Source organism: Halopiger goleimassiliensis (assembly GCF_000455345.1).
Lineage (GTDB): Archaea > Halobacteriota > Halobacteria > Halobacteriales > Natrialbaceae > Halopiger_A > Halopiger_A goleimassiliensis.
Genome location: NZ_HG315690.1, coordinates 462,240 through 482,547, shown reverse-complemented (window position 1 = coordinate 482,547; position 20,308 = coordinate 462,240). Strand labels below are relative to the sequence as shown.

The 20,308-nt window shown below is 65.9% G+C and carries 24 protein-coding genes; 12 read left to right on the top strand and 12 right to left on the bottom strand.

The window, feature by feature from the left end; all coding sequences use genetic code 11:
* The first annotated feature begins 17 nt into the window (after positions 1–17).
* Complete coding sequence (locus tag TX79_RS02415; RefSeq protein ID WP_049925528.1) at positions 18–680, top strand: hypothetical protein; 663 nt, start codon at positions 18–20, stop codon at positions 678–680.
* A gap of 20 nt (positions 681–700) precedes the next feature.
* On the opposite strand, the gene TX79_RS02410 is transcribed toward TX79_RS02415, so the two are convergent.
* A complete protein-coding gene (locus TX79_RS02410; RefSeq protein WP_049925526.1) occupies positions 701–1,249 on the bottom strand; it encodes a tRNA (cytidine(56)-2'-O)-methyltransferase in 549 nt (182 codons plus the stop codon).
* Positions 1,250–1,400: 151 nt separating this feature from the next.
* On the opposite strand from TX79_RS02410, the gene TX79_RS02405 reads away from it, so the two are divergent.
* Positions 1,401–1,619 carry a hypothetical protein gene (locus tag TX79_RS02405; RefSeq protein WP_049925525.1) on the top strand — a complete coding sequence of 73 codons (219 nt, stop codon included), beginning with the start codon at positions 1,401–1,403 and terminating at the stop codon, positions 1,617–1,619.
* A gap of 12 nt (positions 1,620–1,631) precedes the next feature.
* Here the strand turns inward: TX79_RS02405 and TX79_RS02400 are convergent, their stop codons facing one another.
* Together TX79_RS02400 and TX79_RS02395 are read right to left on the bottom strand one after the other, a co-directional pair.
* A complete protein-coding gene (locus TX79_RS02400; protein WP_049925523.1) occupies positions 1,632–1,982 on the bottom strand; it encodes a winged helix-turn-helix transcriptional regulator in 351 nt (116 codons plus the stop codon).
* Positions 1,983–2,086: 104 nt separating this feature from the next.
* Entirely contained in the window at positions 2,087–2,497 is a 411-nt protein-coding gene (locus TX79_RS02395) for an SRPBCC family protein (RefSeq protein WP_049925522.1), read from the bottom strand.
* Positions 2,498–2,615: 118 nt separating this feature from the next.
* Between TX79_RS02395 and TX79_RS02390 the strand changes: the two genes are divergently transcribed.
* From TX79_RS02390 to TX79_RS02365, 6 genes are all read left to right on the top strand, one after another.
* Positions 2,616–3,572 (top strand): ABC transporter ATP-binding protein, encoded by a 957-nt coding sequence (locus TX79_RS02390; protein ID WP_049925520.1) that lies wholly within the window; start codon positions 2,616–2,618, stop codon positions 3,570–3,572.
* Positions 3,569–5,593: an ABC transporter permease gene (locus tag TX79_RS02385; protein WP_049925519.1), complete on the top strand. Its 2,025-nt coding sequence runs from the start codon at positions 3,569–3,571 to the stop codon at positions 5,591–5,593. Before TX79_RS02390 ends, TX79_RS02385 begins: the two co-directional genes overlap by 4 nt.
* Positions 5,583–6,785, top strand: coding sequence for an ABC transporter permease (locus tag TX79_RS02380; protein WP_394324989.1), 1,203 nt, complete (start codon positions 5,583–5,585; stop codon positions 6,783–6,785). The genes TX79_RS02385 and TX79_RS02380 overlap by 11 nt, the downstream gene beginning before the upstream one ends.
* A gap of 80 nt (positions 6,786–6,865) precedes the next feature.
* On the top strand, positions 6,866–9,409 hold the full coding sequence (locus TX79_RS02375) for a penicillin acylase family protein (RefSeq protein WP_049925518.1): 2,544 nt from the start codon (positions 6,866–6,868) through the stop codon (positions 9,407–9,409).
* Positions 9,409–9,771, top strand: coding sequence for a hypothetical protein (locus tag TX79_RS02370; RefSeq protein WP_049925516.1), 363 nt, complete (start codon positions 9,409–9,411; stop codon positions 9,769–9,771). Before TX79_RS02375 ends, TX79_RS02370 begins: the two co-directional genes overlap by 1 nt.
* 367 nt (positions 9,772–10,138) lie before the next feature.
* Positions 10,139–11,113, top strand: coding sequence for an aldo/keto reductase (locus TX79_RS02365; RefSeq protein WP_049925514.1), 975 nt, complete (start codon positions 10,139–10,141; stop codon positions 11,111–11,113).
* A 61-nt stretch (positions 11,114–11,174) separates the two neighbouring features.
* Here the strand turns inward: TX79_RS02365 and TX79_RS02360 are convergent, their stop codons facing one another.
* The 3 genes from TX79_RS02360 to TX79_RS02350 form a co-directional block, all read right to left on the bottom strand.
* Positions 11,175–11,570, bottom strand: a complete 396-nt coding sequence (locus TX79_RS02360; RefSeq protein WP_049925512.1) for a PIN domain-containing protein — start codon at positions 11,568–11,570, stop codon at positions 11,175–11,177.
* On the bottom strand, positions 11,567–11,809 hold the full coding sequence (locus TX79_RS02355; protein WP_049925511.1) for an antitoxin VapB family protein: 243 nt from the start codon (positions 11,807–11,809) through the stop codon (positions 11,567–11,569). Before TX79_RS02355 ends, TX79_RS02360 begins: the two co-directional genes overlap by 4 nt.
* A gap of 66 nt (positions 11,810–11,875) precedes the next feature.
* Entirely contained in the window at positions 11,876–12,427 is a 552-nt protein-coding gene (locus tag TX79_RS02350; RefSeq protein ID WP_049925509.1) for a hypothetical protein, read from the bottom strand.
* A gap of 235 nt (positions 12,428–12,662) precedes the next feature.
* On the opposite strand from TX79_RS02350, the gene TX79_RS02345 reads away from it, so the two are divergent.
* Positions 12,663–13,082, top strand: a complete 420-nt coding sequence (locus tag TX79_RS02345) for a helix-turn-helix transcriptional regulator (RefSeq protein WP_049925508.1) — start codon at positions 12,663–12,665, stop codon at positions 13,080–13,082.
* On the opposite strand, the gene tenA is transcribed toward TX79_RS02345, so the two are convergent.
* The 3 genes from tenA to TX79_RS02330 form a co-directional block, all read right to left on the bottom strand.
* Positions 13,083–13,766 carry a thiaminase II gene (tenA, locus tag TX79_RS02340; protein ID WP_049925507.1) on the bottom strand — a complete coding sequence of 228 codons (684 nt, stop codon included), beginning with the start codon at positions 13,764–13,766 and terminating at the stop codon, positions 13,083–13,085. It abuts the gene before it with no gap.
* A 99-nt stretch (positions 13,767–13,865) separates the two neighbouring features.
* The gene (locus tag TX79_RS02335) at positions 13,866–14,405 is read right to left on the bottom strand and encodes a CBS domain-containing protein (RefSeq protein WP_049925505.1); all 540 of its coding nucleotides are present in this window, start codon (positions 14,403–14,405) and stop codon (positions 13,866–13,868) included.
* Positions 14,406–14,566: 161 nt separating this feature from the next.
* Complete coding sequence (locus TX79_RS02330) at positions 14,567–14,920, bottom strand: DUF555 domain-containing protein (RefSeq protein ID WP_049925504.1); 354 nt, start codon at positions 14,918–14,920, stop codon at positions 14,567–14,569.
* 307 nt (positions 14,921–15,227) lie between these two features.
* Here TX79_RS02330 and TX79_RS19530 point away from each other — a divergent pair, with 307 nt between their 5' ends.
* The 3 genes from TX79_RS19530 to TX79_RS02320 all read left to right on the top strand — a co-directional run bounded on the left by TX79_RS19530 (position 15,228) and on the right by TX79_RS02320 (position 17,246).
* Positions 15,228–15,398, top strand: a complete 171-nt coding sequence (locus TX79_RS19530; protein ID WP_195892443.1) for a hypothetical protein — start codon at positions 15,228–15,230, stop codon at positions 15,396–15,398.
* Positions 15,399–15,566: 168 nt separating this feature from the next.
* The gene (gene psmB / locus TX79_RS02325) at positions 15,567–16,298 is read left to right on the top strand and encodes an archaeal proteasome endopeptidase complex subunit beta (RefSeq protein ID WP_049925503.1); all 732 of its coding nucleotides are present in this window, start codon (positions 15,567–15,569) and stop codon (positions 16,296–16,298) included.
* A gap of 201 nt (positions 16,299–16,499) precedes the next feature.
* Positions 16,500–17,246 carry a DUF4013 domain-containing protein gene (locus TX79_RS02320; protein ID WP_049925501.1) on the top strand — a complete coding sequence of 249 codons (747 nt, stop codon included), beginning with the start codon at positions 16,500–16,502 and terminating at the stop codon, positions 17,244–17,246.
* 29 nt (positions 17,247–17,275) lie between these two features.
* Here TX79_RS02320 and TX79_RS02315 read toward each other — a convergent pair whose 3' ends face one another.
* The 3 genes from TX79_RS02315 to TX79_RS02305 are packed head-to-tail and all read right to left on the bottom strand — an operon-like array spanning position 17,276 to position 20,301.
* On the bottom strand, positions 17,276–18,418 hold the full coding sequence (locus TX79_RS02315) for an ABC transporter ATP-binding protein (protein WP_049925499.1): 1,143 nt from the start codon (positions 18,416–18,418) through the stop codon (positions 17,276–17,278).
* A 15-nt stretch (positions 18,419–18,433) separates the two neighbouring features.
* On the bottom strand, positions 18,434–19,324 hold the full coding sequence (locus TX79_RS02310; protein ID WP_081655468.1) for a carbohydrate ABC transporter permease: 891 nt from the start codon (positions 19,322–19,324) through the stop codon (positions 18,434–18,436).
* On the bottom strand, positions 19,324–20,301 hold the full coding sequence (locus TX79_RS02305) for a carbohydrate ABC transporter permease (protein ID WP_049925497.1): 978 nt from the start codon (positions 20,299–20,301) through the stop codon (positions 19,324–19,326). The genes TX79_RS02310 and TX79_RS02305 overlap by 1 nt, the downstream gene beginning before the upstream one ends.
* Positions 20,302–20,308 lie beyond the last annotated feature (7 nt).

Genomic DNA, 20,308 nt, shown 5'->3' with positions numbered 1-20,308 from the left:
TTCGTAGACGTGATCCTATGGGAGAGTCCTTCGTCACCGCCCTCCGCTCCGAGGTCGCCTCGAGGGGGCCGCTCGTCCTCGCGGTCGTCCTCGCGCTGCTGTACTTCGTGTTCGACGTCGCTCCGGCGTCGCTGGCGATCATCGCGGGCACGCTCTTCGGCCTCGCCGTGCTCGAGGCCGCCCGCACGTCCCTGGGCGCGCCACAGTACGTAAGCGGACTCGTCGTCGGCGCGAGCGTCGCCGTCGGCTCAGCCGTCACCGTCGTCGCGGTCGAGTTCTCGTGGCTGCTGGTCGCCTTCGCCGTCGCGGGCGGCTGGCTCTTCCTCGACGCGCTCTACGATCGACGCCACGGCATCGACCGGTCGGAGCCGCCGGCCGATCCCATGGCCGACTACTCGGTTCGCGAGAGCGTGGCGGTGATGTCCGACGGCCGCCTGCTCGTAGCGGAACTCCGGGAGTCCCCGACGCCGCTTTCGACCGCCCAACTCGCCGATCGAACGGCGTTTTCGCGGGACGAGGTCGAATCGATCCTCGCGGACCTCGGCGACGCCGATCCGATCGAACGGGTCGGCGACGATCGGTACACCGTCGACGAACGCGAGATGGGCGCGTCGTCACTCCTCAGGGACGCCGCTCGACGGCTGCTGCGGCCGTTCTCGGTGCTCCGTCCGGGTCGCTAACGAAGCGTCTCCGTCCGGGGCTACTCCTCCTCGAGCGACTCCACGCGTTTGCCCGTCTCCATCGGGACCACCTGCCGCTGAGCGTCCGCCCACTCCCGCTCGAGTTCCGCCCCCTCGAACAGGCGGTCGAGGAAGACGGCGAGCCCGGCCACCTCGGAGTGGGGCTGGTTCGTGACGCCGACGTTCCAGTCGGCCGCCTCGTAGACGTCGAAGGGCACCTTCTCGGAGCCGACGACGGCCAGCAGGGGCTGGTCGTCCTCGCGGTGGGAGCGGCGAATCTCGCCTTCGACGTCCTGGATCCGTTCGCCGTACATCGTCAGGTGGACGACTCGCCCCTCCCAGTCGCGGATCACGGCTTTCGGCGAGTCGGTCAGCGAGACGTCGAACGGGCCGCCGAAGCGGTCGGTGATGTCCTCGATCGTCTCCATCGACTGGGCGGCGTTGTCGGGAAGCGTCACGCTATCCGCGCCGAGCGCCCGCGCTGTCAGGCCGACGTGGGTCGTCATCCGCTCGTCCCGGCCCGGCCGGTGGCCCAGTCGCAACACGGCGACCTCGGGGGATCCCTGCATGCTCGAGACCAGTCGCGGCCGGGGTTAGGGGGTTTCGTTTTCCAGCGCGATCGACGGTCGATCCGACGCGACCTCGCCGACAGGCTTTTTCCCGAATCGGGAGAACGTTTCACACGATGGCTCGAGTAGAGCGGCGGCGGGTGAGAGATCGATGAGCGGCGTGCGCGAGTGGCTCGAGACCGCCCGCGAGGAGCGCTGGGGTCTCGCCGTCGACCTCGTGTTCGCGGTCGCCTGGGTGACGATGGTCGATCTCATCTTCCGGGTGATCGACGGCCCGCAGTACGCCTACTACCTGCTGATGCTCTCGGGGATCGTCGCCTACTTCGGCTTCTTCGCGAGCCTCGAGGCGGCCAGAAATCGCGACGGATAACGCTCGATACGGTCAGTCGCTTTTCGGGTCGTCCTCGAGCCAACTGCCGGCCCAGCACTCGATCTCGTCGAAGACCGGTTCGAGCGAGCGGCCCTTCTCGGTGAGGCTGTAGTAGGTGGCGATCGGCGCGTCCTCCTCGATCCGGCGTTCGACGAACCCCATCTCGCCGAGGTCGTCGAGTACGCGCGAGAGCGTCCGCGCGTTCGCGCCCGTCGACCGTTTCAGTTCGTTAAAGCGCTGTTCGCCCGCGAGCAGTTCGTGCAACACGGCCAGTCGCCACTGGGAGCCGATCTGTTCGAGGGATTCGATGACGGGGCAGGCGTCCGGGGTGTCGTCGGCGGATTTCGCTTGGGGGGTCGACATTGCTCGTCGCCGGATCGTACGGGCCGCGTCCCTATAGTGGTTCGGTAGCGAACCAGCTAACACCGCGATAGTTCAACAGGGTTCGCGAGGATGGTACCGCAGGACTATCGCTCTTCGACGAGGATGGACGCCATCCGCTCGAGCCCCTCGAGACAGATCGGCGCACAGCCGACGGCGTGGGTCGGGAGTTCGAAGACGATCCGACAGCGCTCCGGACCGAGGTCGTCGACGCGATGGCCGGAGCCGGGAAGGCCGGTCACGCGCCACTCCCATCGGCGGTCCCGGCAGTCGGTAACGGTGAACGGAACCCAGGCCCCCGGGATCCGGATTCGGCCCGTCGTCCCCTCGCGAACGTACCGATCCGAGGCGTCCACGCCGGAGACGATCGGTGACCACTCGGGCCAGCGGGTCGTATCGACGAACAGGTCCCAGGCCGCGTCGGCCGGGACGTCGACGATCTGCGAGCCCTCGAGCCGTCGCCCGGCCGCCGTTCGCGTTCGCCGGAGTCGGGTCATTCTAGCCGTGTCATGGCGTCGTCGGATCAGGAACGTTTCGGCCGAGTCGCCGGACGGCGTGACACTCAGCCGCCACTAGACTTACCTTCGGTGGCTCCCAGTCTCGAGTAACGACTCTATGGCGATCGTCGACGTTACGGATTTACGAAAGGAATACGGGGAGTTCGCCGCGGTCGAAGGCAGTAGCTTCGCCATCGAGCGCGGCGAGGTCTACGGCGTCGTCGGCCCCAACGGCGCGGGGAAGACGACGACGCTGAAGATGCTGGCCGGACTGATCGAACCGACCGACGGGACCGCCGTCGTCGCCGGCCACGAACCCGGCGAGCCGGCGATGCAACGCCGACTCGGCTTCCTCCCCGAAGAATCGCCGCTCTACGAGGACATGACTCCGCGGAGCTATCTCGCCTTCTTCGCCGACCTCTACGGCGTTCCCAGCGATATCGCCGCGGAACGCATCGAACGGACGCTCGATCGCCTCGACCTCGAGCACCGCGACCGGCGGATCGGCAACATGTCGAAGGGGATGCAACGCAAGGTCGCGATCACGCGGGCGTTGGTGAACGATCCTGACGTACTCATCTTCGACGAACCTGCCTCAGGGCTCGACCCGCTCACCACCAACTACATCATCGAGTTCACCCGGGAGCTGAGCGAGGAGGGCAAGACCGTCGTCTTCAGCGCGCACAACCTCTTTCACGTCGAGAGCATCTGCGATCGCGTCGCCGTGATGAACGAGGGACGGATCGTCGCCCGGGGGACGCTCGAGGAGATCCGCGACGAACACGGCGGCACGACGTACCACGTCTACGCGACGGTCGACGGGAGCGACGGGCTGGTACCCGACGACGGTTCGTCCCGGGAGGCCGATGCGGAATCCGCCGCCGTCGAAGTCCGACGCGAGAACGGCCACGTCGAGCACGTCGTCCACGAGATGCGCCACGTCGAGGCGATCCGGGAGGCCGTCACGGCCGCAGGCGGAGAGATCACCGACATTCAGACGGAAACGCCCAGTCTCGAGGACATCTTCCTCGAGATCGCGAGCGACGCACCCGACCCGGAGGCGGCCGAAACGTGAGCGACGATCGGGACGTCGACGGTTTCGATCCGGACGCCGACGGCGAACCGGCCTCGCGGTGGCGGCGGCTCCGCGCCGGCGTCGCCAGAACCGCCCGGATCGCCCGCTGGGAGGTCACGCGAACGACCGGAACCGTCGATCGAAAGACCCTCCTGCTCGTGCTCGCGACGGTGGTCGTCGCCGGCGTCGTCGGGCTTTCGGTCGCCGACGACGGTCTCGGCCTCGAGGAAGAGATCTACGTCGTCGGCGTCGACGAGGACGATCCCTACTACGACGTCGCCGTCGAGAGCGAGGAGTTCAGACCGATTCCGCTCTCGGCGGTCGCGATATCCGACGGGGACGGTAACGCGGACGTCGTCGTCCTCGGTGACGGCCGAATCGGCTACCACGGTCCCAACGGTGAGGCCGCCTACGACGCGTTCCAGTCGGCCGTCGAGACGTACAACGAACACCTGATGGCCGCCGAGAGCGACGAAACGGCCGCCTATCCCGTCCTCGTCGATCTCGAGTACCGGACGCAGGCGGGTTCGGACTCGACTGCCGCGTCCGAGACGACGGACGACGACGGCGCGGCAGGCGGGATCGAGACCGATACCGGTCAGGAGACGGCTACCGACGAGGGAGACGCACACCTCTCTGACGACGATGCCGAAGGAGGGAACGGCGGCACGGATGACGGGTCCGAATCCGACTCGACGGCGGGCGAGACCGACGAGCGGGGAGCGGACGACGAGCCGACGGTCGACGGCGACGAGGGATCGGCCGGCGCTGGCGACCGCACGGCGTCCACGGACGACGGGATGCCGGTTCCCGACGTCGGCGACGGAACGCTCGAGTCGACGGGCACGAGTCCGGGATCGCCGTCGACGCTCTCCCCGCCGTTCCCGTTCGAGTCGCTGGTGCTGGCGTTTCTGTTCGTCGTGCCGATGAACTTCGTGATCCAGGCGTACGGAAGCACGATCATGGACGAGCGCATCAACCGTCGGGGGGAACTGCTGTTGGTCTCGCCGGCCGCCCGCCGCGAGATCGTCGCGGGGAAGACGCTTCCCTACCTCCTCGGTCTCGCCGCCATCTCGACCGTCATCGCGCTCGCGATCGATGGCGGCGTTCTCTCGATCGCCGCCGTTTTCCCGATCGCAGTGGCGTTTCTGGCGGCGACGTTCGCCGGCGCGATGTTCGCCCGTTCGTTCAAGGAACTCACGTTCGTCACCGTCACGATCAGCGTGGTGTTGACGACGTACGTGTTCGTCCCGGCGATCTTCACGGACGTGACGCCGATCGCGTTGATCTCGCCGCTGACGCTGATCGTGATGGACCTGCAGGGAGAGGCAGTCTCGCTCGGGGAGTACGCGTTCTCGACGGGGACGTTCTACCTCGGCGGGGCCGTCCTCTTCCTGCTCGGAATCGGCGTCTACCGCGAGGAGGACATGTTCGCCCAGAAGCCGATCCCCGCAAAGATCGTCGACGCCATCGTGGCCCAGATCGACGCGATCACCGCTCGCGTCCACCGCAACGCCGCCCCCTTCGCTCTCTCGATCCTGTTCATCCCGTTCGTCTTCGCGGGGCAGTTGCTCGTGGTCGCGTTGCTGTTTGCCGTCCCCGACGCCCTCGCGCTCCCCATCGTGTTCGTGCTCGCGGCCGCCATCGAGGAGTTCGCCAAGAGCATCCACGTCTACGCCGGCGTCGCCCGCTCGCGGTTCGATCGCTCGCTCCGGGTCGGCGTCGTCCTGGGTACGCTCTCCGGCGTCGGCTTCTTCGTCGGCGAGAAGTTCACACAGATCGTCCAGCTCGTCGGCTTACCCGAACTGGACGTTGCCGTCGCCGCGTTCGGCCCCGCGATCTCGAGCGATCCGCTCGTCCTGGTCGCGCTCTTTTTCGCGCCGATGGTGCTGCACGTGGGTACGGCCGTGATCGGCGCGCTCGGCGCGACGCGCGGCCGGGCGGCCTACGCCGTCGCCTTCCTGCTGGCGACCCTGGTCCACTCCGTCTACAATCTGGGGGTGATCACGCTTGTCGCCTGATCGCGACGACGGATCGACCCCCGAGGACGACGTCGGATCGCCGGAGCGCGAGTCGCTTTCGGAGACCGACGGCACGGCTCGGTCGGACGCGATCGGACCGAACCCGCCGACTCGAGCCCAAGAGACGGGGCCACAGTCCGTCTGGCGTGCCCGGTGGGCGATTGCACGGCGGGAACTGGCCTCGCTGCGCTCGGAGAAGACGATCGTGCTGGCGATCGCCATCCAGTTGTTCATCGCGGCCTTCTCGTCGTTCCTGGTCGTCGGCCTCGTCTCGATGTACGATCCGGGTGCGGTGGAGGGGTATCAGACCGACATCGCCATCACCGGCGACGATCCCGACGAACTGCTGGCGGCGGCGAACGCGGAAGCGGGCGTCAGCGCACACGAGTTCGCGGACCGCTCGAACGCGTACGAGGCGTTCGACAGCGAGGCCGTCTCGGCCGTACTCGACGCCAACCGGAACGACCAGGGACAACTCGTGGTCGACGCGACGGCACCGGACGGCGGCATCGAGTCGACGGTCCTCGTCGTCCAGCTCCGGGAGGTCCTAGAGAGCGTCGAACAGGACGCGCGGCTGGCGAACGCGAACCGACTCGAGCGGCCGCCGCTGTCGGTGCCCTCGGGAATCGAGGCCAGTCCGTACGTCGGCTTCACGTACACCGTACTGGTTCCGTTGCTGTTGTTCCTGCCACCGTTTATCAGCGGGTCGCTCGTCGTCGACTCGCTCAGCGAGGAACGCGAGCGGGGGACGCTCGCCTTGCTCCGGGTCGCGCCGCCCTCGCTCGTCGACGTGATCGACGCCAAACTGCTCGCGATCACCGCGCTCGCGCCGATCCAGGCGGCCGCCTGGCTGGCGTTGCTCGCAGTCAACGGGACGGCGATCGCGAACCCGCTCGCGTTGCTCGGTCTGGTCGGGGCGCTGTCGCTGTTCGTCGTCGCCGTCGGGGCCGGCGTCGCCCTCTACGCACCCGATCGGCGACAGGCCCAACTGCTGTACTCGATCGGCGTCGTCAGCGCGCTGGTCGTCGCCACGCTCCTGCCGGAACACCCCGCCAACACCGTCGCGAAGTTCGCCATCGGCAACCCGACGGCGACGACCTGGCTGCTGCTGGCGGCCTACTGTCTGTTCGCCGCCGTCGCGATCGGCCTCGTCCGACGCGCCGTCGTCCGCCTCGAGGCGGACGCGCTGTGATCGGCCGAGCGATCGGTCGTGTATTTTCACGACTGCGCTGACGGGGGACGTTTTTGTAGCTGGGATGAGGTGATCCAACACTGATGAACGATACCACACGTCGTGGCGTACTCGCCGGAGCGTTGGCCGCAGGGGTGGGTGGATTGACGCTGCCGTCGGCTCGAGAACTCCTCGATTCGTTCGCGCCGCTGTCGGGGGACGCCTGGGAGGCGGCGAACCGAACGCTTTCCGAGCGGGTCGAGAGTCCGTACGGCGAGGCCGCCGTCCGGTACGACGAGTACGGCGTCCCGACCGTCGAGGCCGACGACGAGGCGGCGGCGTACTTCGGCGTGGGTTACGTCCAGGCGTTCGACCGGCTCTTCCAGCTCGACCTGCAGCGACGCGTCATGCGCGGGCGAGTGTCCGAACTGGCCGGGGAGGCGACGCTCGAGGACGACGAGTTCCACGTCGCGATGGACTTCGTCGGCGCGGCGGAGGCGACCTGGGAGGTGGTCGCCGAGACGCCCGCCGCCCCGCTCGTCGAGGCCTACGTCGACGGCGTCAACGCGGCTATCGACCGGGAACAGCTCCCCCTGGAGTTCGAACTGCTGGGGTACGAGCCCGATCCCTGGACGGCGGTCGACTCGATGCTGATGGAGAAACAGATCTCCTGGGACCTGACCGGTGACTTCGGCGAACTCCGCCGGGCTGTGATCGCGGATCGACTGGACGACGACCGCTACGAGGAACTGTTCCCGGACCGACTGGATCACGACGTACCCATCCTCCGCGACGGGATCGATGCCGACAGACTGGACGACGCGGACGGGGCGAGCGTAACGAACGGTATCGGTGCCTCGAGCGGGACGGCGGGCGGGGCGGGCGGAACGAGCAGCATCGGTGGTTTGAGCGGGACGGCCGGCGGAGTGAGTGGAGCCGACGCTTCCAGCAGGAGGGACGACGAATCGACCGACGACGCTGACGAGGCGGCGTCCCGAATCGGCCAGGCGTTGACCGACTGGCTCTCGCGGTTCGAATCGCCGACCGGCGTCGGCTCGAACAGCTGGGTGATCTCCGGCGAGCACACGGCGAGCGGGCAGCCGACGGTGGCCTACGATCCCCACCTCTCGCTCATGACGCCGCCGCTGTGGTACGAACAGGCCGTCGAGACGCCCGAGACGGCGGTCCGGGGTGCGACCTTCCCGGGGGTTCCGTTCGTCATCACCGGGGCGAACGGGACCGGCGTCTGGTCGTTCACCAACGTCGGTGCCGACGTCCTCGACTGTTACACCTACGAGATCGACGAGGACGGCGACCGCTACCGGTACGACGGCGAGTGGCGGGCGTTCGAGACCGAGACGCGCGAGATCCCCGTCTCCGGTGGCGAGGATCGGACCGTGACCGTCCGAAAGACGGTTCACGGCCCGGTGCTCGAGCGCGAGGGCCGAACCGTCGGCGTCGCGTGGACCGGCCACACCGCGACCCGGACGACGGAGGCGATCTACGAGTACGAACGCAGCGAGGGACTGGCGGACCTCCTCGAGGCGACCCGGCGGTTCGACCTGCCGACCCAGAACCTCGTCTACGCCGACGTCGACGGCCGAACGCTGTACTACGCGACCGGGAAGCTCCCGATCAGGGAGGTCGACGGCGAAGTCGTCTCGGGGAACCGGATCTTCGACGGCTCCGCCGGCGAGGGCGAGTGGGACGGGTTCACTCCGTTCGGCGAGTCCACCTGGGAGGGGTTCGTCCCCTTCGAGGAGAAACCCCACGCGGTCGACCCGGACGTGCTCGCCACGGCGAATCAGCGAGTCGTCGACGATCCCGACCACTACGTCGGCGTCGCCTACGCGACGCCTTACCGCGGCGCGCGCATCTACGATCGGCTGGACGACCGCGTCGCGTCCGGCGAGGCGACCGACCTCGAGTTCCACCGGCAGTTGCAGGACGACGTCTACGACGGGCGCGCAGCACAATTGGTCCCGGACCTCCTCGAGGCGCTCGACGACGCGCCGACTGCCGACGAGTCGGAACGGCTCGCGGAAGCCAGGAGCACGCTCGAGGACTGGGACTACCGCATGGATCGCGACGCCGAGGGGGCGCTCGTGTTCGCCAGGTGGTTCGCCCACTACCGCGAGGGCGTCTTCGAACCGGTGTTCGATCCCGTCGACCTCGATTCGTCGTACTACCCGAACGACTGGGTGCTCGCGACGCTTCCCCCGGAGAGCGACGTCTTCGCGGACCGCTCGAGAGCCGACGCGATGGTCGACGCGCTCGAGGCGGCCCTCGAGGAGATCGACGCGGAGGGCTGGGACCGCTACGGCGACTGGAACTCGACCCGCGTCGTGGAACACCCCTTCGGCGGCGAGGCCCCGTTTTTGAACTACGAGGAGCGCCCGGCAGACGGCTCGGACGCCACCGTCAAGAACTACCGCGTCGACTCGGCCGTGGGCTCGAGCTGGCGGATGGTCGTTGCGCCCGGCGAGGAGGCCCGGGCGATCCTGCCGGGCGGCAACTCGGGCGATTACTTCTCGGCTCACTACGCCGACCAGTTCGACGCCTGGCTCGACGGCGAACTGCGGTCGATGGACGCCGACCCCGAGGGCGATCCCGACCTGACGTTCGTCGACGGAGGTGACGACTGATGGGGACCGAGACGGGTGGCTCCCAGTCGACGGATTTCGTGGCGGCTCTCGAACGCCTACGGACGGAACCGACGGTCCACCTCGGTGCCGTTCTGACCGCCGTTGGGGTCGGCATCGGCGTCGCGCACGTCCACTGGATCGGCCTGCTCCTCGGCGGGATCCTGATCGGACTCGTCTCGCCGACGATCGGTCGGGCCCTCCTCGGTGCGATCGGGTTCGGCCTCCTCGTACTCGTTTTGTTCGCCGTCTCGCTCGGCGATTCGGCGGCGGTCGCGCTCGAGGCGACGCCGATCGTCTACGTGCCGATCGTGGCGGCGATCGGCCTCCCCGCGTTCGGATCGCTCGTCCGCGGAATCGTTTGAGCGACCGACGGCGGCGCGAACAGTTCGGGCCGCTCACAGTCGGACCACGACGGTACTCATCACTGGCGGACTGCGTGAGAAATACGAAAATGACGGAATCGAACGGCCGACGAACCGATTAGCTGCGGCTGAAGACGTTCTTGATTCGGGAGACGATGCCTCCGTCGTCGCTACCGCTTCGGTCACGGTCGTTCTGTTCTTCCGCCATGGTCACGATTCCATACGTTCTCGCCTCACTAAAAAATGACGGATGTATTACCGTTAATGATAGAAATTCGCCACGGATGACGCGAACGTCAGCTACCGGGCCGGCGTTCGCATTGCCGGACCACGTACCGTTTTGGGTTACTCGTCCGTACGACCGCCCATGGAGTATACGACGCTCGGCGGGACGGGGCTGGAGGTCAGTCGGCTCTGTCTCGGCTGCATGAGCTTCGGCTCGAGCGACTGGCGCGAGTGGGTCCTCGAGGACGAGGAGAGCGAGGAGATCATCGAGCGAGCTATCGACCTCGGGATCAACTTCTTCGACACGGCGAACATGTACTCGCGGGGCGAGTCCGAGCGCATCCTCGGCGAGGCCCTCGAGGGCTACCGCGAGGAGTCCGTCGTCGCGACGAAGTGTTACTTCCAGATGCGCGATGACGACCCGAACTCGGGCGGGCTCTCCCGGAAGGCGATCGAGCAGGAACTCGCGGCCAGCCGCGAGCGCCTGGGGATGGACACGATCGACCTCTACCAGATCCACCGCTGGGATTACGAGACGCCGATCGAGGAGACCCTGCGGACGCTCGACGACGCCGTTCGACGGGGTCACGTCCGCTACGTCGGTGCTTCGTCGATGTGGGCCCACCAGTTCGCCGAGGCGCTCCACACGAGCGATCGACTCGGACTCGAGCGGTTCCAGACGATGCAGAACCACTACAACCTCGTCTACCGCGAGGAGGAACGCGAGATGCTGCCCCTCTGCGAGAAGGAGGACGTCGGCGTGATCCCGTGGTCGCCGCTTGCGCGGGGGTACCTCACGCGGCCCCACGAGGAGATCGACGCGACGACCCGCGGCGAGACGGAGGAGCACATGTACGAACACCCCTACCGCGACGGCGGCGGACGCGAGATCAACGAGCGCGTCGCCGAACTGGCCGCCGAGAAGGGCGTGACGATGGCCCAGATCGCCCTCGCCTGGCTGTTGCACAAGGACTGGGTCGACGCGCCGATCATCGGAACGACGAGCGTCGAACACCTAGAGCAGGCCGTCGAAGCGCTCGAGATCTCGCTGTCGGCGTCGGATATCGCCTATCTCGAGGAACCCTACGAACCCGTGCCGGTGTCGGGTCACGAGTAAGGGCCGGCCGTTCGGCTTCCCGAAATCGCAGTGAGAGGGATCGAAGCGGGCCTATCGACGATCAATCGCGGTACTCTTCGACGTCGACTACCGCTTTCGTCGCCTCGTGTGTGAGATCGGTATCGTTCGAGACGACCGGAGCGCCGAGTTCGCGGCCGGTAGCAGCGATCAATCCGTCCATCCCAGTGAGGAACGGGCCGTCCGGCCCGATCTCGTTCGCTATTTCGCCGGCGAGCGTGGCAGTGTTGGCGGTCGGTTCGTAGACTTCTCCCCAGGAGAGGTCGGCTTTCACTGCGGCGACGTCCCCGTTCGGTGCGTTCCCTTCTCCAACGAGTACTTCGGCGTAGGCGGGTGCCGGAACGATGAATCGCTCCGTTTCGTGTGCGAGCAGATACTCGGCGGCTGCGTCGACACCGTCGAGATAGTCGATGAGAAACGTCGCGTCGAGAACCTTCATTCGTCCTTCTCCAGCCGTTTCGTCCGCGCTTTCGACTCGCGTTTCGACGCTTCGCGCCGTTCCCTGACGCGATCCGCGTGGTCATCGGACCACCGTCCGAATCCGGCGAGCAGGTCGCGGTCGTCCTCGTCGAGGAGCCGTTCGAGGACGTCGTTGTAGGATTCCCCGTCTCGCCGGCGATTCTCGAGCTCCCGTTTCACCGTTTCGCTGACGCGGATGTGTTCGTTCGCGGTCCCCATTATCGTTAACGTTCGCGTTGACAATCCTTCAACGTTCGGTACGATCGGTCGGTCACGGCCACAATCTCACGGAATTTCCTCGATGGCCTCGAGCAGGTCGTCCTCGGTTCGCCACTCGTGAAGTCGCTCCTCCCGCTCGAGCAACTCGAAGACGCCGTCTTCCATCCAGCCGTAGGGGTGGCCGTCGGCGTCCGGATAGGTTCGCTTGAGGACGTGGCTCTTCTCGAAGTACTCCTCGGTGCCGACGAGCAGGCCCTGTTCGACGAGGAAGCCGCTCGGCTCCCTCTCGGCGACGCCGACGACGTGGGAGACCAGATCCGCGATCAGACAGAACTTCTGGATGCCGTTCTCCCAGTCGCCGCGGACGTCGACCATCCGGAACGCGTAGGCGTCCGTGCGGCGGTTGAGCCGGTCGACGACGAGGTTCACCCGTCGAATCGGCTCGGGGTCGTAGTTCCCGAGGACGAAGTAGGATCGCTCGTGTTCGTAGATGCCGGTCAACTCGCTCAGCGCGTGGAGGAGTTCCTCGTTCTCCGCCAGCGTCAGTTCCTCCTCGGCGAGGCGGTCGCTCGCGCTCGTGAGGATCTCCTCCGGGACGGGCGGCTGGGAGTCGGTCATACGTGACCGTTCACGCGACCGGAAAATAGTAGTTGTCGAGTCGTTTCCGTTTCCGATTTCCGTCGGCTATCGTTCGGTCCGGTCGAGAAGCGGCCGGTATGCCCCTTCATCGGCACTTCCTCCGGAGTGAACCGCACCGGGTAACTACTCCGAGGTGCGTTACTCCACGGAAGTTTACTCGAGAGTAATTTACTCTAGGGTAAACTACTTACCCCCTCGGTCCAAAGGGGCACGTATGAGTACCCGTTTAGGAACCGGCGAGGGGACGCAAACGCGCGAACTCCTCCACTTCGTCACCCAGGAGACCCGGTTCGCGCTGCTCAACAACGTGCTCCAGCATCCCGAGGGGATGCCCTCGATGTACGAACTCGAGCAGTTGAACCCGAGCGTCAGCGACGCGACGGTGTACAAACACGTCCAGAAACTGATCGAGGCGGGCCTGCTCGAGGAGGTGACGCTCCCCGACGACCGGCGACGGCAGGGCTACCCCTGGAAGTTCTACCGCCTGACCGAGGAGGGACGGGCGTTTCTCGAGGAGCACAACCTGCTGGCCGCCGAGGAGACGCTCGAACGCCTCTACGAGTCGATCACGGACAGACCGGAGAAGATGGTCAAATACGAGAACGCGCCCCGTCCCGACGTCGACGACGCATAATCAGACCGTCTTGCCCGCGGTCGTCTCCCAGCCTTCCTGGGTGTAGGCCATCTCCCAGAACTGGTGTTCGAGTTTCGCGCTCGTCAGGAAGGCCTCGCGCATGGCCTCGTGCTCCCCGGGGTAACGTTCGCCACAACGGTCGACGAACGCACGCATCCAGTCGACGGCCTCGTGAAACTCCTCGCTGGTGTACTTCTCGATAAAGGGCGTGTACGGGTTCGATTCGGGATCCTCGAGCAGGTCGTCCATGTGGGCGGCGATGTCGAGATACCCCTGGCCGCAGGGGTAGATCGCCGCCGCGATTTCGGCGATCGATCCCTCGTGGGCCGTCCGCACGAGGTAGTTCGTGTAGGCGTGGCAGGTCGGTGCCTTCTCGACGGACTCGAGGTCGGCGGGGTCGATCCCGTAGTCGGCGGCGAACTCCCGGTGGAGGTCCATCTCGAAGTCCAGAATTTCGTGGGCGACGCCGAGCAGGTGGGTCATCGTCTCCTCGTCGCGGGCCTTGGTCCCCGCGACGGAGAACACCCGGGCATAGTCGAGCAAGTAGCGGTAGTCCTGGCGTACCCAGTGGAGGAACGCCGCCTCGTCTAACGTGCCCGCGGCCAGTTCCGTCACGAACGGATGGCTCTTCTGTGCCTCCCAGATCGATTCGCCCTCCTCGAGCAACTGATCGCTGAACGCCATACGTACGCCCCGGTATTCGCCCCTTGTACAAGTCAGTTATCCCAGGCGAGCGAGTCGTTCCGATCACGGTGCGTCGGACACAACCGGGCCGAACGGGAGTTACGACAGCCGCGCGGCGACGTCGGCTTCGGTGATGATCCCGACTGTCTCGCCGGCCTCGGTGATCATCACGGCCTTGTAGTGCTCGAGCAGGTTACTGATCTCGTCGAGCGTCGCGTCCTTCGAAACGGTCGGGAAACTCTCGCTCATGTGCTGTTCCACGGGTTCGTCGCGGTCCTCGGAGTCGAGGTGGACGAGGTCGCTCTGGCTGATCGAACCCACCGGAATCCCCTCCTGGATGACGGCCAGTTGCGAGTAGGCCTCTTCCTCCATTTTGCGGGCGGCCTCGCTGACCGGTTCGTCGGGCGCGACGCTGACGACGGCCTCGTTCATCAGGTCCGCCGCGCGAACCACGTCGCTTTCGGCCTTCTCTAAGGCGTTGACGATGCGCCGCAGCGTCGAGAGGCGTGGATCGACGTCACCGCCTTCGATCCGGGCGATCAACGGCTGGGAGACGTCGGCTTTCTCGGCCAGTTCGCTCTGGGTCAGCCCGAGTTCGGTTCGGCGCTGGCGCAGGTCCGCGGGCGTCGGAAGTTCCATACGAAGGGATAACTACGGGTTATCAAAAGTACTTTGGGTACGTGCCAATCCTCGGTCGGGACGAACGTCGGACTCCCGTCACGTACCGACGCTGGAGGACAGCGTCGGACCGATCGCGTCCGCGTCGCGGTCGCGGCGGTAGTTCGGAACGGCAGTCGGGTTCACTCGTCGTCGGGGGTCTCGACGACTTCGACGACGGACAGCGGGACGTCCCGCAGCGCGCCGCCGACCTCGCTTTTGGCGATCCGGGAAGCGTGTTCCTCGCTGTCGGCGTTGTACACTTCCATCTCGAGCGCCAGGCCGACCAGCGCGGTGTCGGCCGCGATGAACGCCGAGTCGAAGGGTTCGCCACAGGCTGGACACCCCGTCGCGCCGACTTCGACTTCGACGTAGTCCATGTCCTCGTTGTTGAGTCGTTTCCCGGCTTCGCTGACCGCGACGCCGATCGCGTCGTCGATCTCTTCGACGTCACGAACGAGCCATGCGGCCTCCATCGCGACGAGATAATTGCCCATATGCCCTGGTCGTTCCGAGGGGTTTCCTGTTTTGCGGTTCGTCGCTCCGAGGCGCGCGCTCTCGAGACGGCAGTCCGGACCGACCGCGCACGTCAAAGCGATAATGCTCGTAACTTATGCGAATTTGCCGCGTCGATTCCCGCAGGCTTAGCCCGATGTCGAGCCGAAAACTGCCTCAGTTTGGCTCGAGTAAACTCCAGTTGAATCGCAACACGGCGGCGACCTGGTCGATAAGGGACGATCATTATACTTTACGAGTTTCAAGAAAGCTTATATACTCCCTGCCTCTGAACACGGCTGAACGCCGATGATAACCCGCGTGTACCGCGCGACCCTGTTCGCACTGTACCAACTGTGCATCGTGATCGGTATCGTCGCGATGCCCCTCGCCATCACCGCCCGCCAGGCCGGGATCACCCTTCCGGTCCACCGACTCCTCGCGAACGTCGAGGAGGCCTACGAAAACGCCCAGCCCTGATCGACCGCTCGCGCTCGTTTTGCGCTGACTCGCCACCGAGCGACGGCCCCGTGGGCCTAGTTCGCTTCGTGACTCCGAGAGCGCGTCGACCGTCCGCTCACGCGCGTTACGGTAAAACGGGAGGACGAACGCCGGTGTTTTATACCGTCCGGCCGTAACGTTCCGTCAATGCGTACACCGCACCACGACTCGGACTTCTCGCGGACGGTCGATCAGTTGGCCGACGACTCCGACCCCTACGCGCCCGAAGTGGGTCGTCTGCCACAGAACGACCTCTCGACGGCCGACCTCGACAACGTGAACAAGACCGGGACGACGACCATCGGCATCACGACCGAGGACGGCGTCGTCATCGCGACGGACATGCGCGCCAGTCTCGGCGGTCGGTTCGTCTCCAACAAGAACGTCCAGAAGGTCGAGCAGATCCACCCGACCGGCGCGCTGACGCTGGTCGGTAGCGTCGGCGGCGCACAGTCCTTTATCTCGACGCTGCGGGCCGAGGTCAACCTCTACGAGTCCCGTCGCGGCGAGGACATGAGCATCGAGGCGCTGGCGAACCTCGCGGGCAACTTCGCCCGCGGCGGCCCGTTCTTCGCCATCCACCCGATCCTGGGCGGCGTCGACGAAGAGGGCAGCCACGTCTTCAGTATCGACCCCGCGGGCGGCGTCATGGAGGACGAGTACACCGTGACGGGGTCGGGGATGCAACTGGCCTACGGCCACCTCGAGCAGGCCTACGAGGACGACCTCTCGAACGACGAGGCGACGACCATCGCGGCCCGCTCGATCAAGTCCGCCGCCGAGCGCGACACCGGCTCCGGTAACGGCGTTTTCCTCTGTGAGATCACCGACGAGGGCGTCGACATCCACGGCCACCACGACTTCGACGAAGTAATCTAACTCCACTCGATTCTCCCGATTTCGACCGGCCTGAGGACGGAATCGTCCTGTCTCGTAGCCGGACCCCGTCCGCCTCTCGCCGTCGATCCCCCCGTGGAGGCATGGCCATCGCTCGAGTGTCGATCACCGGTCCGGGACCGCAGTGGCACTGCTCGGAGAGGGATTGAAACCGTTTTAGGGGGAGGCTCCCTGTGACCGACCATGGCGCTGCTCGTGAACGAGGGGATGCGGTACCCGTTCCGGGGCGATCGGTCACCGGATCTCCTCGCGACCGGCGGCCTGCTGGGGCTGGTGGCGGCGATGACCCTCCAGCTCACGAGCGTCAGTCACTCGCTTCCACTGGCCGTAGTGTTCCTCGCGCTCGGAACGGTCCCGGTCGTCGCCTTGCTCGGGTACCTGTTCAGGGTCGTCGCGACGACGATCGACGGCGCGGATACCCCGCCCGGGTTTCGGCCAGTCGGCACCGTCTTCAGGGACGGCTGTCGACTGCTGGCCGTGACGCTCGGATACGCCGCGGTAGGAGGTGTGATCGTCGCCGCGACGGTCGGCGGGCTGTTACAGGTCCCCGTATCGGCGGATTCGCTCGGGTTCGCCGGATCGTTGCTGTTTTTCACCGGGACGACGGTCGTCCTGGTGCTGGTGGTGACCGTCGGCTACGTCTATCCCGCGGCCGTCGGATACGTGGCCACGGGCGGACGGCTGGCGGGTGCCGCGGACGTCCACCGGTACGTCCCGATTCTCGGACACAGCGGTTACTTCATGGCCTGGACGTTCGCGGCTCTGTTCGTCGTCCCGGGCTGGGCGTTCCTCCTCGCGGCGCTCTCGCGTGCGACGGCGTTCGGCGTCGTCGCGATTTTCGTCGCGTTCTACGCACACGTCGTCGCCGCACGGCTCGTCGCGCGGGGCTATCGGTCGGCTGTAGAAGACGCTGCGGGTTCGATCGACTGAGAACGGAGCCGAGAGCGACCGACGGCCGGCTAGATACGGAGGTCGGTCACCGACTCCGTGTCGAGCGTCCGGTTGCGAAGCGCGCGTCCGCTCTCCCGGTCGAAAACGTGTACCGCCTCCTCCGGTAGTTTCGCGATCACGGACTCTCCCTCCTCGACGTGTTGCAACCCGTCGATGGTCGCGACGAACGTCTCGTCGTGGTCGCCGGCGAACGTGAGATAGACGTTGTTCTCGTTGCCCATCGGTTCGACCACGTCGACGACGGTCTCGTAGGAGTGTCGTCCCTCCGATCCGGCGGACAGCTCGACGTCCTCCGGTCGAATGCCGAGCACGAGGTCGCTGTGGTCGCCGACCTCGGCGGCCGTCTCCCTCGAGAGGTCGTACTCGAAACAGTCGTGGACGAGTCGGTCGTCCTCGCGGGTCGTCTCGAAGAAGTTCATCGACGGCTCGCCGATGAAGCCGGCGACGAACAGGTTCGCGGGCTCGTGGTAACACTCGAGGGGCGTGCCGACCTGCTGTAACTGCCCCTCGTTCAGGATGGCGATCTTGTCCGCCATCGTCATCGCCTCGGTCTGGTCGTGCGTGACGTAGATCGTCGAGACGGTCAGTTCCTCCTGCAGTCGCTGGAGTTCGGTCCGCATCTGGGCCCGGAGCTTCGCGTCGAGGTTCGAGAGGGGCTCGTCGAGGAGGAACACCTCGGGATCGCGGACGATCGCGCGGCCGAGCGCGACGCGTTGTTGCTGGCCGCCCGAGAGGTCGTCGGGCTTACGGTCGAGGAGATCGTCGATGCCGAGCATCTCTGCGGTAGATTCGACCGTCTCGGCGATCTCGTCGTCGGGCATCGTCGTCGACTCCTCGAGCCCGAACGCCATGTTCTCGCGGACGGTCATGTGGGGGTACAGCGCGTACGACTGGAACACCATCGCGATGTCCCGATCCTTGGGTTTGCGGTCGTTGATCACTTCCCCGTCGAGCCTGATCTCGCCGCTGGTGATACTCTCGAGGCCCGCGACCATTCGGAGGGTCGTCGACTTCCCACAGCCCGAGGGGCCGACCAGCACCAGGAACTCCCCGTCGTCGATTTCGAGCGATACCTCGTCGACGGCGGTGATCTCGTTGCCGTCGTTCTCTACGTACACTTTGGTTACGTCGTCGAGTTCTAGATCAGCCATCGTCTCTCCGTTCGTTCATATCGTTTGTCCCTTGGCGAACTGTTCTCCGAACAGGACGTAGACCAGAATCGTCGGCAGCGCTGCGATGAACGCCCCCGCCATCTGGACGCTGTAGTCCGTCGACATCGACCCCGCGAGCGCGTTCAACTCGAGGGTGGCGACGTAGTTCGAGCGGTTCGTGAGCAACACCAGCGCGAAGAGGAAGTCGTTCCAGATCTGGGTGAACTGGTAGATCAGCGTCACGGCGAACATCGGGAGCGAGAGCGGCAACACGATCTTCCGGTAGATCCGCGCGAGGGTCGCCCCGTCGAGGCGGGCCGCTTCGATGAGTTCCGTATCGAGCGTCCGGTAGTACGATCGGAATAGGATCGTACAGATCGGAACCCCGTAGGCGACGTGGGTGACGATCAACTCCACCAGTTCGCCCCGGGGATGGAGCTGGCTCAGGCCGATCATCGACCAGAACTGCCGCAGCGGAACGAGCACCGCCTGATAGGGGATAAACACCGCTGCGAGAAACAGCGCGAGCAGGAACGCCTGTCCGCGCCAGTCGACCTTGGTCAGCCCGTAGGCCGCGAAGCTGCCGAGAACCGCCGACAGCACGGCCCCCGGGATCGTCAACGCGAAGCTGTTGACCATCGCGAAGGCCAGTTCGCTCCCGGCCGTGACCCACGGATCGATCGTAAACCCCTCCAGGAAGGGGGGATGAAGCGGCGTCGTCTCCTGATACGCGTCCTGTGTCTTGAACGCGGTGGTAAGGCCGCTGTACAGCGGCGAGAGGTAGGCCAGGACCAGCGCGAACAGCGTGCCGTACAGGGCGACGCGTTTGCGCTCGAGTCGGCGAACGCGCCGGGGCAACTCGCGGAGCCGATCGATGGGGCTGTGTGTATCGTCGGTCGAAGCCATCAGAGTGCACCTCGTTTGTACTGGTTGTAGGCGTAGGGACCGATGATCGTCAGTGCGAGCAAGAAGAGCACGACGGCGATCGCTGCGCCGTAGGCCCACTCGGTCCGTTCGAACGCCTCGCGGTACATCGTCACCGCGAGGATGTCGACCGACCGACCGGGATTCGTGCCGAACATGACGTAGATGAAGTCGAACGCCTTGAGGGCGAAGACCATCAGGACGACGACCGCCCCGACGGTCGAGGAGCGAAGCTGTGGGATGATCACTCGCCAGTAGACTTTCAGCGTCGACGCGCCGTCGATCCGTGCTGCCTGGTAGTGTTCGGTCGGGATCGACCGGAGGCCGGCGAGGTAGACGATCATACAGTAGCCGCTGAACTGCCAGATCAACGCGAAGACGACCGCGGCGAGTTTGAACCGCGGATCACCCAGCCAGTCCTGGGTGAGGGCGTCGAGTCCGACGGCGCTCAACGCCGTGTTGATCAATCCTTCCGACGTGTTGTACATCCACGTCCAGAAGATCGCCGTCACGACGAACGACAGCGCCATCGGAAGCAGGTAGATCGTTCTGAACGTGTTCTCGAAGCGGACCTTGCGGTCGACGAGCAAGGCGAGTACGAGCCCGACGATCAGCGAGACCCCGGTGAACGAAACGAGCAGGTAGATCGTGTTGACGAACGACGCCCGGAAGTCGGGATCGCCCGGCAGTTGCCGGTACATATCGAGCGTCAGATTCGTGTAGTCGGGCTGTCCGAGGCCGGACCAGCCGGTCAGCGAGATGGCGACGTTCCAGCCGATCGCTCCGTAGACGAACAGCATGATGAGCAGCGTCGGCGGGAGCCAGAACGGCATCGACTGGACGAAGTCGCTGCGACGGACCCTCTCGAACAGGCCAGCATCTCCGTGGGCGTCGGTCTCGTCGACGTCGGCCGTCGACAGCGGGTTGAGCCGGTCGAGCGATTGTCGTAACGAGTCCATAGCTCAG